At 66.7% G+C, this 15,675-nt stretch carries 19 protein-coding genes; 2 read left to right on the forward strand and 17 right to left on the reverse strand.

Going from position 1 to position 15,675, the window contains the following annotated elements:
• Window positions 1–2 precede the first annotated feature (2 nt).
• The gene (locus tag E0E30_RS09425; RefSeq protein WP_130866049.1) at window positions 3–572 is read right to left on the reverse strand and encodes an adenylate kinase; all 570 of its coding nucleotides are present in this window, start codon (window positions 570–572) and stop codon (window positions 3–5) included.
• Window positions 569–1,891 (reverse strand): preprotein translocase subunit SecY, encoded by a 1,323-nt coding sequence (gene secY / locus E0E30_RS09430; protein ID WP_130866050.1) that lies wholly within the window; start codon window positions 1,889–1,891, stop codon window positions 569–571. Before secY ends, E0E30_RS09425 begins: the two co-directional genes overlap by 4 nt.
• A gap of 151 nt (window positions 1,892–2,042) precedes the next feature.
• On the opposite strand from secY, the gene E0E30_RS09435 reads away from it, so the two are divergent.
• Window positions 2,043–2,630, forward strand: coding sequence for a hypothetical protein (locus E0E30_RS09435; protein ID WP_130866051.1), 588 nt, complete (start codon window positions 2,043–2,045; stop codon window positions 2,628–2,630).
• A 160-nt stretch (window positions 2,631–2,790) separates the two neighbouring features.
• On the opposite strand, the gene E0E30_RS09440 is transcribed toward E0E30_RS09435, so the two are convergent.
• From E0E30_RS09440 to rplN, 14 genes are all read right to left on the reverse strand, one after another.
• Complete coding sequence (locus E0E30_RS09440) at window positions 2,791–4,509, reverse strand: ABC transporter family substrate-binding protein (RefSeq protein ID WP_130866052.1); 1,719 nt, start codon at window positions 4,507–4,509, stop codon at window positions 2,791–2,793.
• Window positions 4,510–4,751: 242 nt separating this feature from the next.
• Entirely contained in the window at window positions 4,752–6,884 is a 2,133-nt protein-coding gene (locus tag E0E30_RS09445; protein ID WP_130866053.1) for an ABC transporter ATP-binding protein, read from the reverse strand.
• Window positions 6,881–7,894 carry an ABC transporter permease gene (locus E0E30_RS09450; RefSeq protein ID WP_130866054.1) on the reverse strand — a complete coding sequence of 338 codons (1,014 nt, stop codon included), beginning with the start codon at window positions 7,892–7,894 and terminating at the stop codon, window positions 6,881–6,883. Before E0E30_RS09450 ends, E0E30_RS09445 begins: the two co-directional genes overlap by 4 nt.
• A 14-nt stretch (window positions 7,895–7,908) precedes the next feature.
• Window positions 7,909–8,892 (reverse strand): ABC transporter permease, encoded by a 984-nt coding sequence (locus E0E30_RS09455; protein WP_130866055.1) that lies wholly within the window; start codon window positions 8,890–8,892, stop codon window positions 7,909–7,911.
• Between the two features lie 335 nt (window positions 8,893–9,227).
• The gene (rplO, locus tag E0E30_RS09460) at window positions 9,228–9,668 is read right to left on the reverse strand and encodes a 50S ribosomal protein L15 (RefSeq protein ID WP_130866056.1); all 441 of its coding nucleotides are present in this window, start codon (window positions 9,666–9,668) and stop codon (window positions 9,228–9,230) included.
• A 2-nt stretch (window positions 9,669–9,670) separates the two neighbouring features.
• A complete protein-coding gene (gene rpmD / locus E0E30_RS09465) occupies window positions 9,671–9,853 on the reverse strand; it encodes a 50S ribosomal protein L30 (protein ID WP_130866057.1) in 183 nt (60 codons plus the stop codon).
• The gene (rpsE, locus tag E0E30_RS09470) at window positions 9,850–10,500 is read right to left on the reverse strand and encodes a 30S ribosomal protein S5 (protein WP_130866058.1); all 651 of its coding nucleotides are present in this window, start codon (window positions 10,498–10,500) and stop codon (window positions 9,850–9,852) included. Before rpsE ends, rpmD begins: the two co-directional genes overlap by 4 nt.
• A gap of 23 nt (window positions 10,501–10,523) precedes the next feature.
• Window positions 10,524–10,907 (reverse strand): 50S ribosomal protein L18, encoded by a 384-nt coding sequence (rplR, locus tag E0E30_RS09475; protein ID WP_130866059.1) that lies wholly within the window; start codon window positions 10,905–10,907, stop codon window positions 10,524–10,526.
• Between the two features lie 2 nt (window positions 10,908–10,909).
• Entirely contained in the window at window positions 10,910–11,452 is a 543-nt protein-coding gene (gene rplF / locus E0E30_RS09480; protein ID WP_130866060.1) for a 50S ribosomal protein L6, read from the reverse strand.
• Between the two features lie 31 nt (window positions 11,453–11,483).
• A complete protein-coding gene (gene rpsH, locus E0E30_RS09485) occupies window positions 11,484–11,891 on the reverse strand; it encodes a 30S ribosomal protein S8 (protein ID WP_130866061.1) in 408 nt (135 codons plus the stop codon).
• A gap of 210 nt (window positions 11,892–12,101) precedes the next feature.
• Entirely contained in the window at window positions 12,102–12,287 is a 186-nt protein-coding gene (locus tag E0E30_RS09495; protein WP_130866062.1) for a type Z 30S ribosomal protein S14, read from the reverse strand.
• Window positions 12,288–12,294: 7 nt separating this feature from the next.
• A complete protein-coding gene (rplE, locus tag E0E30_RS09500) occupies window positions 12,295–12,933 on the reverse strand; it encodes a 50S ribosomal protein L5 (protein WP_130866063.1) in 639 nt (212 codons plus the stop codon).
• On the reverse strand, window positions 12,930–13,298 hold the full coding sequence (gene rplX / locus E0E30_RS09505; RefSeq protein ID WP_130866064.1) for a 50S ribosomal protein L24: 369 nt from the start codon (window positions 13,296–13,298) through the stop codon (window positions 12,930–12,932). The genes rplE and rplX overlap by 4 nt, the downstream gene beginning before the upstream one ends.
• A complete protein-coding gene (gene rplN / locus E0E30_RS09510) occupies window positions 13,299–13,667 on the reverse strand; it encodes a 50S ribosomal protein L14 (RefSeq protein ID WP_130866065.1) in 369 nt (122 codons plus the stop codon).
• A gap of 937 nt (window positions 13,668–14,604) precedes the next feature.
• Between rplN and E0E30_RS09515 the strand changes: the two genes are divergently transcribed.
• Window positions 14,605–15,279 (forward strand): trimeric intracellular cation channel family protein, encoded by a 675-nt coding sequence (locus tag E0E30_RS09515; RefSeq protein ID WP_130866066.1) that lies wholly within the window; start codon window positions 14,605–14,607, stop codon window positions 15,277–15,279.
• Between the two features lie 121 nt (window positions 15,280–15,400).
• Here the strand turns inward: E0E30_RS09515 and rpsQ are convergent, their stop codons facing one another.
• Complete coding sequence (gene rpsQ, locus E0E30_RS09520; protein ID WP_130866067.1) at window positions 15,401–15,673, reverse strand: 30S ribosomal protein S17; 273 nt, start codon at window positions 15,671–15,673, stop codon at window positions 15,401–15,403.
• Window positions 15,674–15,675: the final 2 nt, after the last annotated feature.

The raw sequence follows: 15,675 nt of genomic DNA on the forward strand, positions 1-15,675 counted from the left end.
CATCAGCCCCGGGCGTCCAGGGCGGCGAAGATGCGCTCGCGCACCTCGTCGATCTCGCCGACGCCGTCCACCGACACGAGCAGCCCCGCCTTCTCGTAGTGGCTCAGCAGCGGCTCGGTCTGCTCGGCGTACACCTTCATCCGGTTGCGGATGGTCTCCTCGTTGTCGTCGGTGCGGCCCTCGATCTGGGCCCGCTTGAGCAGCCGCGCGGTGAGCAGCTCGGGGTCGACGTCGAGGCTGACGACGGCATCCAGGGCCAACCCGGAGCCCTTGAGGTAGGCATCGAGGGCGTCGACCTGGTGGAGGTTGCGGGGGTAGCCGTCGAGGAGGAAGCCGGTGGCGGCGTCCGCCTGGCCGAGCCGGTCGACGACGATCTCGTCGGTCACCTCGTCGGGGACGAGGTCGCCGGCGTCCATGATGGCCTTGACCTTCCTGCCGAGCTCGGTGCCGTTCTTGATGTTGGCCCGGAAGATGTCGCCGGTCGAGATCGCCGGGATGCCGTAGTGCTCGGCGATCGATCCGGCCTGAGTTCCCTTGCCGGCGCCCGGGGCGCCCACGATGAGCAGTCTCATGATGTGAGGAATCCTTCGTAGTGTCGTTGCTGCAACTTGCTCTCGATCTGCTTGACCGTGTCCAGCGCCACACCCACGACGATGAGGATGCTCGTGCCACCGAACGGGAAGTTCTGGTTGGCGTGGAGGAAGACGAGGGCCAAGGTCGGAATCATCGAGATGAGACCAAGGTACAGCGATCCCGGCGCCGTGAGGCGCGAGAGCACGTAGGCGAGATAGTCCTCGGTGGGCTTGCCCGCCCGGATGCCGGGGATGAAGCCCCCGTACTTCTTCATGTTGTCGCTCATCTCGACCGGGTCGAAGGTGATGGCCACGTAGAAATAGCAGAAGAAGATGATGAGGAGGAAGTACGCGGCGTTGTAGATCGGGTGGTCACCGCGGATGAAGTACTTGCCGATCCAGACCGCGGCCTTCGTCTGCGGCCGGAAGGTGGCGTAGAGCACCGGCAGGTAGAGGATCGACGAGGCGAAGATCACCGGGATGACGCCGGACTGGTTGACCTTGAGCGGGATGTACGTCGTGGTCCCTCCGAACATGCGCCGCCCGACCATCCTCTTGGCGTACTGGACGGGGATGCGACGCTGTCCCTGCTCGATGAAGATGACCGCCGCCATGACGGCCAGACCGACGACGAGCACGAGGCCGAAGATGAACCATGCGTGGGCCTGGCCGGCGCCATTGCGCGAGACCTTGATCTGCCACAGCGAATCGGGGAAGCGGGCGGCGATCTGGGTGAAGATGAGGATCGACATGCCGTTGCCGACACCGCGGTCGGTGACGAGCTCACCGAGCCACATGACGATGGTCGTGCCGGCGGTCATGGTGAGGATCATGACGATGACCGTGAAGATCGACTTGTCGTAGACGACCGGCAGCGAGCAGCCGCGGAAGAGGGTGCCGGAGACGGCCATCGTCACGAAGGCCGTCGCCTGGAGGATGCCCAGGACGAGGGTGAGGTACCGGGTGTACTGGGTGATGGTGTTCTGCCCGGAGGCCCCCTCCTTCTTGAGGGTCTCGAGCCGCGGGATGACGACGGTGAGCAGCTGCAGGATGATCGACGCCGTGATGTACGGCATGATGCCCAGCGCGAAGATCGCCAGCTGGAGCAGCGCACCGCCCGAGAAGAGGTTGATCATCGAGTACAGGCTGGCCGCCGACCCGGCGGAGGTCTGCGTCTGGCAGGCCCGGATGTTCGCGACGTTGACGTTGGGGACCGGGATGACCGAACCCAACCGGAAGACTGCCAGGATGCCCATCGTGAAGAGGATCTTCCTGCGAAGGTCCGGTGTCCGGAAGGCATTGGCGAAGGCGGAAAGCATCCGAGCCCTCTCCCATCATCTCGTGGTCATGACGCCGGCTGCGCGGGCAGGTCGACTGCGACACACGCGGCGGCTCGGGTAGCCTATCAACTCCGTACGAGCGCGCCACATCCTCGGCCCGCCCGGTTGCGCGTACGACCCAGGAGACATCATGCGTCCGCCCGTCATCATCTCGTCCCACGCCGGTCGGATCGGTTCGACGGTCGTCGCGGTGCTCAGCCTGGGCGTCGTGCTGTGGGACTGCACGAGGATCGGCCTGGGGCCCGGCCTGCGGGCCCTGCCGACGGCCGGACTCTTCGTCTGGCTCGCCTGGCTCTTCTGGGGCCTCTCGTCGGTGCGCATCGATGACGAGGGGGTCCACGTCATCAACCAGCTTCGCATCTGGGACGTCCCCTGGGCGGCGCTCACCGACGTCTCCCCGCGATGGGGGTTGTCGCTCACCGGGAGCGCCGCCGACGGACGGTCGCGCACCGTCTCGGCCTGGGCCGCCGGGGCCCGCGGGTCCATGGGCCGCCTGGCTGCCGGTGGACGGTCGGACGTCCACACCACCCCGGAGATCATCGCGGGGGCGGAGCGCCCGGTCCGGGTGAGCCTCGATGCCGCCGACGCCGCCCACCTCATCGAGCTCGAGAAGCTCGAACGCGTGACGGACGACTCCCCCGCGGCCCTCACCGTGCACCCCAACTGGATGACGATCGGCGTCTCGGTGCTCATCGTCGTCGCGGCCCTTCTCGTCTGATACCCAGGGCCTCGGCCCGATTCCCCCCGACTCGCAGACCCGCTGACTCGCGGACCCGCCGCCTCGCGGCCGACGCTCGGCGACGCCGTCGTCGTCCGACAGGAACGGGGGCGGCCCGGCCGAACCGGACCACCCCCGTCCTCACGTGACGAGCCTCAGATCACTTCTGGAAGCCGATGTCCTCGGTACGGGTATCCTCGAAGGTCGACGAACCGAAGTTCGCGAGGTTCTTCGGGACGGCCACGAACTGGATGCGACGGTACAGCGGGAGGGTCATGACGTTGTCCCAGATGTACTTGTCGGCCTCGTTGGTGAGCTCCTGACGCTTGGCGACGTCCATCTCGCTGTCGATCTGCGGGATGAGCTTCTCGATCCGCGGATCGACGAGCTGGCTGAAGTTCGACTCCGACGGGGTGGTCTTGCCCTCTGCGGAGGCACCGTAGATCTGGCGGACATTGGCCATGGGGTGCGGCGTGCCGACCCAGGTGAAGGCCATGACGCCGAAGGAGTGCGAGGTGAGCACCTTCTGCATCGAATCGGACGGGGTGTTGACGAGGTTGACCTTGACGCCGATCTTCTGCATGTCCTGCTTGAGCAGCGCGCCCTCGTTCTCCGAGGTCGGCACGCCGGTGAGCATCGCGTAGTTGATGGTGAGGGTCTTGCCGTCCTTGACGCGGTAGTCACCGCTCATCTTCCAGCCGGCCTCGTCGAGCTGCTTCTTGGCGGCCTCGGGGTCGTACTTGAAGTCGCCCGAGTTGTCCTTGTAACCGGCCTGGCCGGGCATGAAGAAGTGGTTGCCGAGCATGACGGTGCTCGCGTCGATCGGCAGTCCGGCGAAATCGGAGCGGGCGATGGCCTCACGGTTGATGCCCTTGACGATGGCCTGGCGGACGTTCATGTCCGTGAGGGCGGAGTCCTTCGTGTTGAAGGTGAAGTGACGCCACTGCAGCGAACCGGCCGCGCGGAGCTCGCCATCAGCACGCTTCTTGGCCGACTCGTAGCCGTCCTTGGTGATGATGTTGTTGACGACGTCGATCTCCTTGTTGGCGAAGCCCTTCGTCATGGCGGCGGTGTCCATGGCGCGGAAGGAGGCGGTGTCGAGCTTGGCCTTGTCGCCCCACCACTTGTCGTTGCGCTTGAGGTAGAGGGTCTTCTGCGCCTGGTCGACGTGGTCGAGGGCGAAGGGACCGGTCATCCACTCGTTCTTGTAGGTGTTCCAGCCGGAGTTGAAGGTCTTGGCGTCGGAGCAGCCTTCCTTCGGCATAACCGAATTCCAGGTCGCCGTCCAGTCCGGGTAGGTGGACTTGTACTTGATGACGACGTCGGTGTCCGAGGCACCCTTCTCGATCGAGGTGATCTGGTTGAAGCCGTCGGAGGTGGCGTTCTTGAAGGCCGAGTCGGAACCGTTGTTGGCCTTCCACGTGGCGACGTAGTCGGTGTAGTCGATGGTTCGGCCGTTGTTCCACTTGGCGTTGGGGTTGAGGTGGAGGGTGACGGTCTGCTTCTTGTCGGCGACCTTGACGTCGTAGGACTTGAGGAAGTTCGTGTTGGCCTTCGGCGTGGCGTCCTTGCCGATGTCGACGTTCTTCACGCCGACGAAGGGCCAGATGAGCGAGTTGAGGTCGGCCGTGTTGTTGGCGACGTTCCAGCCGTTCCATGCGGTCGGCAGGGTCTCGATGGTGAACCGGACCGTGCCGCCGTCCTTGACCTGGTCGCGGGACTTGAGGTTGAGGGCCTCCAGCGGGGCGGACGCGCTGGTCTGCGTCCCGGTCGCCGCCTTCGAGGCCTCATTCCCGGACGAGTTCTTCTGCCCACACCCGGTCAGGGCCAGCGAGCCGACTGCCAGCAGTGCGATCGATGCTGATACGGACTTGCGCACCGTTACCTCCGTTTGGTCTCAAGGTCGACCGGACGGCCGACCGTGTCACTCAGATGCTCACAGCCTGACACAGCTTTGACAGGTTGTGACCACGTGGAGCCTCCGGAGCGGGAATTGTTATCGGACCGTGACACAGTCTTGATCGTTCCGAGACCTGACCCGGTGCCCACCGCCCCGATTCCTCACATGACAAGGCCCTGCGGGGCGCATGTGGCGTCCCGCAGGGCCTTGTCGGGTCGAACTCAGAAAACCTCGACGGATTCCGGGTAGTGGCAGGCGACTCGGCGGTCCTTGTCGGCATTCGGGTACCCCAGGTCCGGCCGCGTCTCACGGCACTTGACCTGCTGCTCCGGCGACAGGATCTTGAACTTCTGGCACCTGGTGTGGAAGTGGCACCCGCTCGGCGGGGCCGCCGGCGAGGGCAGGTCCCCCTCGAGGACGATCCGGTTGCGGGCACGCTCCTTCTGCGGATCGGGCACCGGGATGGCCGACAGCAACGCCTGGGTGTAGGGGTGCATCGGGTGGTCGAAGACCTGGCTCACCTCGCCGAGCTCGACGATCCGGCCCAGGTACATGACGGCGACCCGGTTGGCGATGTGCCGCACCACCGACAGGTCGTGCGCGACGAAGAGGTACGACAGCCCGAGCTCCTCGCGCAACTGCTCGAGGAGGTTGAGGACGCCGGCGCGGATCGAGACGTCGAGGGCCGAGACCGGCTCGTCGAGGACGAGGAGCTTGGGCTCCAGGGCCAGCGCCCTGGCGATGCACACGCGCTGCTTCTGACCACCCGAGAAGTTCCGCGGGTAGCGGTTGGCGTGCGCCGGCTCCAGACCGACGAGGTTCATGAGGTACTCGATGCGCTCGTCGATCTTGTCCTTGGGGTACTTGTTGTACTTGAGGGGCTCGGCGAGGATGTCGTGGATCGGCATGCGTGGATCGAGCGACGCCATGGGGTCCTGGAAGACGACCTGGAGGTCCTCACGCACCTTCCTCCGGTCACCGCCCCTGAGCTGGGCGACGTCCTTGCCGAGGACGACGATCCTGCCCGACTCGGGGCTCATGAGCTCGAGGACCGACATGATCGTCGTCGTCTTGCCGCAACCGGACTCACCCACCAGGCCGAGGGTCTCGCCCTCCTTGATCTTGAAGGAGATCCCGTCGACGGCATGGACCGTCCCGACTCGCCTCTTGAAGACCGCCCCCTTCATGAGCGGGTAGGTCTTGACGAGGGAGTCGAGGACGAGGACGTCCTTGAGGGCCTCTCGCTCGGCCAGTTCCAGGGCGCGCTTCGAGCGGAACCGGGCGCCCTCCGGACGCGGGTACACCTCCTCGTAGCGCTTGTCGACCAGATCGCCGACCCGGACGCAGGCCGACACGTGCTGAGGCAGGTCGGTCGGCTCGAGAGGCGGCTCGGCCACGCGGCAGGCGTCCACCGCCATGGGGCAGCGCGGGGCGAAGGGGCAGCCCGGAGGCAGGTTGAGCAGGGAGGGCGGATTGCCCTCGACCGGGGTGAGCGGCTCCTCCTTGTCGAGGTCCGGGCGAGGCAAGGAGCCGAGCAGACCGATCGTGTAGGGATGGCGCGAGTGGTAGAAGATGTCGTTGACGCTGGCGGCCTCGACGATCCGCCCGCCGTACATGACAGCGACCTGGTCGGCCAGTCCCGCCACGACACCGAGGTCGTGGCTGATGAGGACGACGCCGGCGTGGGTCTCACGCTGGGCCACCCGCAGCAGGTCGAGGATCTGGGCCTGGATCGTCACGTCGAGGGCCGTCGTGGGCTCGTCGGCGATGATGAGGTCCGGGTCGTTGGCGATGGCCATGGCGATGACGACGCGCTGGCGCATGCCGCCGGAGAACTCGTGCGGGAAGGCCTTGGCCCGAACCTCCGGGTTGGGGATGCCGACCATGTCGAGCAGCTCGATCGCACGCTTCCAGGCGTCCTTGTCGGACATCTTGTCGTTGTGGATCTGCAGGGCCTCCACGATCTGGTCGCCGACCGTGTACACCGGGGTGAGCGCCGAGAGCGGGTCCTGGAAGACCATGGCGACCTTCGTGCCACGGACGTCGGACATCCAGTTGTCGCTGCGCCCCAGCAGTTCGGTCCCGTGGAGCTTGATCGACCCCTCGACGTGGGCGTTCTCGTCGAGCAGGCCCATGACGGACATCGACGTCACCGACTTGCCCGATCCGGACTCACCCACCAGACCGAGCACCTCGCCGGCCCGGACGGTGAGGTTGACCCCACGAACCGCGTGGACGACGCCGTCTTCGGAGGGGAACCGGACGTTGAGGTCGCGGACCTCGAGGACGGGGACCCCGTCCTTGCGCGAGGGCAACTCGTCCGACTCGAAGGTGACCTTGTTCTTGTTGCTCATGCCTGACCACCAGACTGGGAGGAGGGATCGATGGCGTCACGCAAGGCGTCGCCCAGGAAGTTCACGCTCAGCAGGAGGATGACGAGCACCCCGGCCGGGAAGAGGAAGAGCCAGGGGGACGTCGTCGCAGCCGTCATGCCGTCGGCCAGCAACGTGCCCAGTGAGGTCTCGGGCTTCTGGACGCCGAATCCGAAGAAGGACAGCACGGTCTCACTCATGATCGCCGAGACGACACCGAGGGTGAAGTCGATGATGAGGTAGCTGGCGATGTTCGGCAGGACGTGCTTGACGATGACCGTGAACGGCGGGACCGACATGAACCGCGCCGCGTGGACGTAGTCGAGGTTGACGACCGAGAGGGTCATGGCGCGCACGACGCGGGCCGACAGCATCCAGCTGAACACCGTCAGCAGGATGATGAGGATGATCGTCGAGCTCTTCGAGGCCGCCGAGTGCTGGGCGATGACGGCGATGATGAGGAAGGACGGCACGACGAGCAGCAGGTCGATGAACCAGAGGATGACCTTCTCGGTGATGCCGGAGAAGTAGGCCGCGGCGGCACCGATCATCGCGGCGAGCAGCTCGACGAAGAACGCCACCGAGAAGCCGATGATGAGCGACTTGCGCAGACCTTCGACGGTCATGGCGAAGAGGTCGAACCCACCCTGGCTCGTGCCGAACCAGTGGACCGAGCTCGGAGCGGCCAGGAAGGCGTAGTTGTCGACGACCCAGTAGTCCCAACGGGCCACCATTGGACCGATGAGCGCCAGGAGGATGACGAGCAGCAACCCGACGGTGCCGATCTTGGCACCGGTCGAGCGCCAGAAACGACGGAGGACCAGTTGTCCGCGCGACAAGTGCTTGGCGTCCTTCTGATTGCGACCGACCTTCTTGGCGGCACGCTCGTCGAGAGCGACGGCGGTGCCGGCGTCGGATCCCTGGACGGTGCCGTGGGGGCCGCTGGAGGGGGTGTTGAGTTCGAAACTCGGGTTGTTCGAGGGATCAGTCATGATGGCGGCCTTCCTCACCGCGCCCGGACACGGGGATCGATGATGGCGATGAGAATGTCGGACAACAGTGCGCCGGTGAGCGTGCAGGCCCCGGAGAAGGCGACGACGGCCACCGTTCCGTTGATGTCCTGCTGCTGGATCGACTGCACCGAGTACGACCCCATCCCGTTCCACGCGTAGACCTGCTCGGTGACCGCGGCACCGGTGAAGATGAGGGCGACGCCGAAGGCGAAGTAGGTGGCCATGGGGATGATGGCGTTGCGCAGCGCGTGGTGGCGGACGGCGTTGCCCTTGCGCAGGCCCTTGGCCCGGGCGGTGCGCACGTAGTCGGCGCCGAGGGTGTCGAGCATGAGGTTGCGCTGGTACCGCGAGTAGCTGGCCAGGCTGAGGGCCGACAGCGAGATCGTCGGCAGCAGGAGGTGCTGGGCCCGGCTCAGCAGCGCGGCACCGAAGTAGTCCCCATGGGCACCCGTCTCACCGATGAACTGGAAGAACTGCGTCCCGGTGGCCTGGTTGAAGTTCGTCGCACCCATCTGCAGGAGGACCGCCAACACCATCGTCGGGGTCGAGATGAGCAGGAGGCAGATGAACGAGACGATGCGGTCGGACCACTTGTACTGGCGGACCGCGCACCAGGCGCCGACGAGGACGCCACCGACCATGCCGATGATCGTTCCCAGGGTGACCAGTCGCAGGGACACTCCGATGCGTGTGCTGAGCAGGGAGTTGATGGAGTCACCGTGAGGGGTCCAACCCCAGTTCCAATGGAGGAAGACCATCCGCAGCCAGCGCTCGTAGCGCACCCACATGTTGGTCTCGGGGTTGATGTTGTACTGGGTCAGCGTCTGGTTGACGGCAGCCCAGTTGAGTTTGGGGTTCGTCCGGTCGAAGGCATTGCGCGGGTCCAGTGCAGCGGAAGCGACCAGATAGGCCAGGGACACGGCAATGAAGAGCAACACAACGTAGTTGACCAGACGTCGCAGCAAGTACTTGAGCACGAGCGTCCTTTCTCGGATGTCGGTCTCACCCTGGGGAAGCCCTCACCGCGCCGCTGCAGGCACACTCGGTCGGCTCGTCAACCCCCCCATGGCCCAGGACGCCGACCTTGCCAGCAGGCCCTTGACCGCGGGTGACGCGTCGGATCCGGACGCACCGGACCCAACGTTGGGGCTGATATTACACACGAACTCACCTACGCCTACCGACTGAAACAGAATCGTGACATTCCACGGCAATCCGCGCTCAGATCTTCACGGAAACCGCGGCAGGGCGAGAACTCCTTGTGAGTTCTCGCCCTGCGTGGCGTGTCGCCGAGCTGCCTCGGCGTCACCGGTCAGCGTGCCGTGAGGCTGCCGCCGGCCTTCTCGATCTTCTCCTTGGCCGACTTCGACCAGGCGTCCACGGACACCTCGAGCTTGACGGTGATCTCGCCGGTGCCGAGCACCTTGACGAGCGCGTTGTCACGCACCGCGCCCTTGGCGACGAGGTCATCGACGGTCACCGTGCCACCCTTGGGGTACAGCGCGGCGAGCTTGTCGAGGTTGACGACCTGGTACTCGGTGCGGAACGGGTTCTTGAACCCGCGCAGCTTCGGCATCTGCATGTGCAGAGGCATCTGGCCGCCCTCGAACCACTCGGGCACGTTCTTGCGCGCCCCGGTGCCCTTGGTGCCGCGGCCAGCGGTCTTGCCCTTGGAGCCCTCACCGCGGCCCACGCGGGTGCGGGGACGATTGGCTCCGGGGGCGGGCTTGAGGTCATGCAGCTGAATGGCCATGGTCAGTCCACCTCTTCCATGGTGACGAGATGGCGCACGGCGTTGGCCATGCCCCGGATCTCGGGACGGTCTTCCTTCACGACCGAGTCACCGGGACGACGCAGCCCGAGGGTGCGCAGGGTCTCGCGGTGCTTCGGCTTGGCATTGACGCCGGACTTGTGCAGGGTCACCTTGATCTTGCTCATCGCTGGGCCCCCGCCTTCTCTTCGACGCGGGCGGCCGCGGCGGCCTCGTCGGCCTCCTTGCGGGCACGCAGCAGGGCCGCCGGGGCGACCTGCTCGACCGACATGCCGCGGCGACGGGCGACCTGCTCGGGCTCCTCGAGCTGCTGCAGCGCCTCGACCGTCGCGTGGACGACGTTGATGGCGTTGGACGAGCCGAGGGACTTGGCCAGGACGTCCTGGACGCCGGCGCACTCGAGGACCGCGCGGGCCGAGCCACCGGCGATGACACCGGTACCGGGCGAGGCCGGGCGCAGCAGGACGACGCCGGCGGCCTTCTCACCGATCACCGGGTGGGTGATGGTGCGACCGACCAGCGGCACCTTGAAGAAGTGCTTCTTGGCCTCCTCGACACCCTTGGCGATCGCCGCGGGCACCTCCTTGGCCTTGCCGTAGCCGACACCCACGGTGCCCTCGCCGTCGCCCACCACGACCAGCGCGGTGAAGCTGAAGCGACGTCCACCCTGGACGACCTTGGCGACGCGGTTGATGGCGACGACCCGCTCGAGGTACTGGCTCGCCTCCCGCTCGTTGTTGTTGCGGCCACGACGGTCGTCACGGCCACGACGCTCACCACCTGCACCGCCACCGCGGCGCTGGGTTCCACTCATCGTTGCTCACTTACCTTTCGTGGTCAGAAGTCGAGACCGGCCTCGCGGGCCGCATCGGCCAGCGCTGCGATCCGCCCGTGGTACTGGTTGCCACCCTTGTCGAAGACGACCTTCTCGACGCCGGCAGCCTTGGCCCGCTCCCCGATGAGGGAGCCGACGCGGGCGGCCTTGGCCGACTTGTCCCCGGTCATGGCCCGCAGCTCGGGCTCCATGGTGGAGGCCGAGGCCAGCGTGTGACCGGCGACGTCGTCGATGACCTGGACGAAGACGTGCTTCGCCGAACGGGTGACGACCATGCGGGGACGCTCGACCGATCCGAAGATCTTCTTGCGGCCGCGGGCCTGACGACGCGCACGAGCGGCGGCGCGGGAAGCCAGGTTCTTGCGAACACTCAGGGAGCTTGCCATCGTCACTTACCTGCCTTTCCAACCTTGCGGCGCACGTTCTCGCCGAGATAGCGGACGCCCTTGCCCTTGTACGGCTCGGGCTTGCGGATCTTGCGGATGTTCGCGGCGACCTCGCCCACGGCCTGCTTGTCGATGCCCTGCACCGAGAAGTGGGTCGGGTTCTCCACGACGAAGGTGATGCCCTCGGGGGCGTCGACGATCACCGGGTGCGAGAAGCCGAGGTTGAACTCCAGCTGCTTGGGGCCCTTGGACAGGACGCGGTAGCCGACGCCCTGGATCTCGAGCTTCTTCTCGTAGCCATCGGTGACACCGATGACCATGTTGTTGATGAGGGTGCGGGTGAGCCCGTGCAGCGAGCGGTTCTGGCGCTCGTCGTCGGGGCGGCTCACGACGAGCTGACCCTCCTCGTCCTTGCTCACGGCGATGGGCTTGGCGACGGTGAGGCTGAGGGTGCCCTTGGGACCCTTCACCTCGACGTCCTGCCCATCGAGCTTGACCTCAACACCGGACGGGACGGTGATGGGGAGCCTGCCAATGCGCGACATTACTTACTCCTTACTACTGTCTCGTTGCCGGTCACCAGACGTAGGCGAGGACTTCCCCGCCCACGGACTTCTCATGGGCCTGACGGTCGGTCAGGAGACCCTGGGAGGTCGAGATGATGGCGATGCCCAGCCCACCGAGGACCTTCGGCAGGGCGGTCGACTTCGCGTAGACGCGCAGTCCGGGCTTGCTGATGCGGCGGACGCCAGCGATGGAACGCTCGCGGTTCTCGCCGTACTTGAGCGTGAGGGTGAGGGTCTTGCCGACCTCTCCCTCCTTGGGCTCGCTGACGATGTAGTCGGCGATGTAGCCCTGCTCCTTGAGGATCTCGGCGATTCCGGCCTTGATCTTGGAGTGGGGCATGCTCGTCGACTCGTGGAACGCCGAGTTGGCGTTGCGCAGACGGGTCAGCATGTCTGCGATCGGATCAGTCATGGTCATGGCTGCTTCGGCCTCTTTCTCGCACCGGTTTCCGGCCCCGGCTTCATCCTCCGGGTCGGACCTGGTGCGTCGTACAGGTGTGGGGTGGCGGACGCCGTCCGCCGTGGGCCTGTGGCCCCGGACCGCCGGACCGCTCGCAGCGGTCCCCGGTCCCCGTGGTGGTGGCCACGTGGGTGTCGTCGTCGGGATCGCCCGACGACGACCTGACGATCACCAGGACGACTTGGTGACGCCCGGGAGCTCGCCGGCGTGAGCCATCTCACGCAGGCACACGCGGCACAGACCGAACTTGCGGTAGACCGAGTGCGGGCGCCCGCAGCGCTGGCAGCGGGTGTAGGCGCGCACACCGAACTTCGGGGTGCGGGCCGCCTTGACCTTGAGAGCTGTCTTGGCCATCAGAGCCTCACTTCTTCTTCTTGGCGTAGTAGGCCGGGCCGCGCTTGGCGCGCGCCTTCTTCGGATCGTCCTTGGCCTTGAACGGGAAGCCGAGGTGCTTGAGCAGCGCCTTGCCCTCCTCGTTGGTGGCGGCGGTCGTCACGAAGGTGATGTCCATGCCACGGACGCGGTCGATCTTGTCCTGGTCGATCTCGAGGAACATGACCTGCTCCGACAGACCGAAGGTGTAGTTGCCCTTGCCGTCGAACTGGTTGGAGTTGAGGCCGCGGAAGTCGCGAATACGGGGCAGCGCCAGGGTGAGCAGGCGGTCCGCGAACTCCCACATCCGGTCACCACGGAGGGTGACGTGGCAGCCGATGGGCTGACCCTCGCGCAGCTTGAACTGGGCGATGGACTTGCGAGCCTTGGTGACCTGCGGCTTCTGACCGGTGATGGCCGTGATGTCGCGGATGGCGCCGTCCATGACCTTGGAGTCGTGGGCCGCGTCACCGACACCCATGTTCACGACGATCTTCTCGAGACCGGGGATGAGCATGGGGTTGGCGTACTTGAACTCCTCCTGGAGCGCCGGGACGATCTCCTCGCGGTAGCGCTTCTTGAGGCGGGGCAGCTCGTGCGTCGTCTTCTCGGGGGCGTCGGTGCTCACTTGGACTCCTCCTTCTTGAGGTAACGGACGCTGCGCTGGGCCGCGTACTCGGAGCCGTCGGAGCGACGCTTGGTGACGTCCACGCGGCGATGGCCGACGCGGGTCACGACGTCCTTGCCGTCGATCTTGGTGACGAGCTGGACGTTCGACACGTGGATCGGGGCCTCGGCGCTGATGATGCCGCCCTTGGTGGTGCCACCCTGACCGTTCGGCATGTCACGACGGTGGTGCTTGCGGATGTTGACACCCGAGACGACGACGCGCTGACGGGCCGGGTCGACCGACAGGACCTCACCGATGGTGCCCTTGTCGTTGCCGGCGATGACCTTGACTCGGTCACCCTTGCGGATGTTGAGGGACTTCACTCAGATCACCTCCGGGGCGAGCGAGATGATGCGCATGAACTTGTGGTCGCGCAGCTCACGGGCGATCGGCCCGAAGATGCGGGTGCCGCGGGGCTCGCCGTCGTTCTTGAGAATCACCGCGGCGTTCTCGTCGAAACGGATGTACGAGCCGTCGGGGCGACGGTGCGACTTGACGGTGCGGACGACGACGGCCTTGACGACCTCGCCCTTCTTGACGTTGCCGCCGGGGATGGCGTCCTTGACGGTGCACACGATGGTGTCACCGAGCCCGGCGTAGCGACGCTTGGATCCACCGAGAACACGGATGCACAGAAGTTCCTTCGCACCCGTGTTGTCGGCGACCTTGAGTCGCGTCTCCTGCTGGATCATTGATTTCTCCTTCGTCCCGCTGGTTCCCCGTGGGGCCTGGTGGAACTGTTCGAATCGAACCTCCTGGATTTTGCCAGGAGGCAGCCCGTACCTCGGGGGCACGCGGCATCGCCCGCGAGAGGTCCCACAGCGCGTCAGCAGGAGCGTCAGCGCGGGCACAGTCGCAGGGCAACTTGGTCAGCATACCTCAGATCCGACCTGGGAGCGAATCCTGGGAGGGGTCCCCGGATCACCCTCGAGCGCACCTCACCGGTCTCCCGACGCATCCCCGAGGCGCGGCCCTCATCGGGGCGGGCCGACCGGACACCCCGGCACCCATGGGGACCAGCGGACACCCGGCACCGCTGGCGGCCAGCAGGCATCCCGGCAACATGCGGCCAGCGGAGACCCCGGCACCCAAGCGGCCAGCGGAGACCCCGGCACCGCTGGGAACCGACCTGGCGCCAGGACGTCCACTCCGCTCCGGAAACCACCAACCCCAACCCACCTGGCGCCAGAACCTGCACCCAGCGCCCGAAATACCAGGAGCAACGTGCATCCTCCGGAGCAACGTCACCCCCGAGAGCCCGACGCTGACCGTTTCCGGCGCAACGTCACCCCCGACAGAGGCATGGAGGCCCCCGGGCATCGGGGCGACCCCGAGCATGCAGCCCCCGGTATCGAGGCCACCCCGAGCATGCAGCCCTCGGGTATCGAGGCCCCTGACATGGAGCTCCCGGGCATGGAGGCCACCCCGGACCTGGAGGCCGGCCCGCCCCGGAGACCGGCCCGGGCGTCGAGACCGGACCTGGAGGCCGGCCCGTCCCGAAGCGCCCAGCGTGGAACCAGCCCGTCCGTGGGGACCCGCCCGGACGTACGACCGGCGCGACCGGACGCTCCCCCACCGGCCCTTGTATCCTGCCGACGGCCGCAGACCCAGAACGCCGGGAGGGACGCCATGGACATCGCCGAAGCCATTCGCATCCTCGATCTCGTCGGCGTCTTCGCCAACGCCATCCTCGGCGGGATGATCGCCCGGAAGGAGCGCCTGGACGCCATCGGTTTCCTCACCCTCGGCGTCCTGTCGGGTCTGGGTGGCGGAATGCTGCGCGACGTCCTGCTCCAGCACGGACTCCCCTCGGCCCTGGCCGACCCCACCTACCTCGTCGTGTCCATGGCCGGGTGCCTCCTGTGCTACCTGGCCCGGATCAGCCGGCGTACCTGGGACCTCGTCTGGCCGACGATCGACGCCGTCGCCCTGGGAACCTGGGCGGTGGCGGGAACCTCCAAGGCCCTCGCCCAGGGGCTGCACTGGCTGCCGGCGATCCTCATGGGCACCATCACCGCGGTCGGCGGCGGGGCGATCCGTGACATCGCCGTGCGCCGGGTGCCGAGCGTCTTCGGCGGCAACACCCTCTACGCCACCTGCGCCATCGCCGGCTCGGCCCTCTACGTCGTCATGGCCCGGCTCGGCCTGCCCGGCCCGGCGGTCCTCGTGGCGACGGTCTTCGGCGCCGCCTTCGTCCTCGTCGCCCGCTGGCGCGGCTGGGTCCTCCCCCAGGACTGGCAGGGCTGGGAGGCACGACGGCTGCGCGCAAGGATCCCGGCGAGGGTGCGCCGACGCGACGAGTGAGCGGCCGGGCACCGTCCGGCTTCCAAGGAACACGAACGGCCCGCCCCCGAAGGGACGAGACTGCACACGACGACGAACGGCCCGCCCCCGAAGGGACGGGCCGTGTCGTCAGATCGTCAGATCACTTGGCCTTCTCGACGATCTCGAGCAGACGCCAGCGCTTGGTCGCCGACAGCGGACGGGTCTCCATGACCCGCACGCGGTCGCCGATGCCGGCCTCGTTCTTGTCGTCATGGGCCTTGAGACGGATGGTCTTGGTCATGACCTTGCCGTACAGCGGGTGCTTGACGCGGTCCTCGACCGCCACGACGATCGTCTTGTCCATCTTGTCGGACACGACGACGCCCTCGCGCACCTTGCGGCGGGTCCCCCGCTCAGCAGTGTTCTCGCTCATGG

It is taken from the genome of Acidipropionibacterium timonense, from assembly GCF_900605005.1.
Classification (GTDB): domain Bacteria; phylum Actinomycetota; class Actinomycetes; order Propionibacteriales; family Propionibacteriaceae; genus Cutibacterium; species Cutibacterium timonense.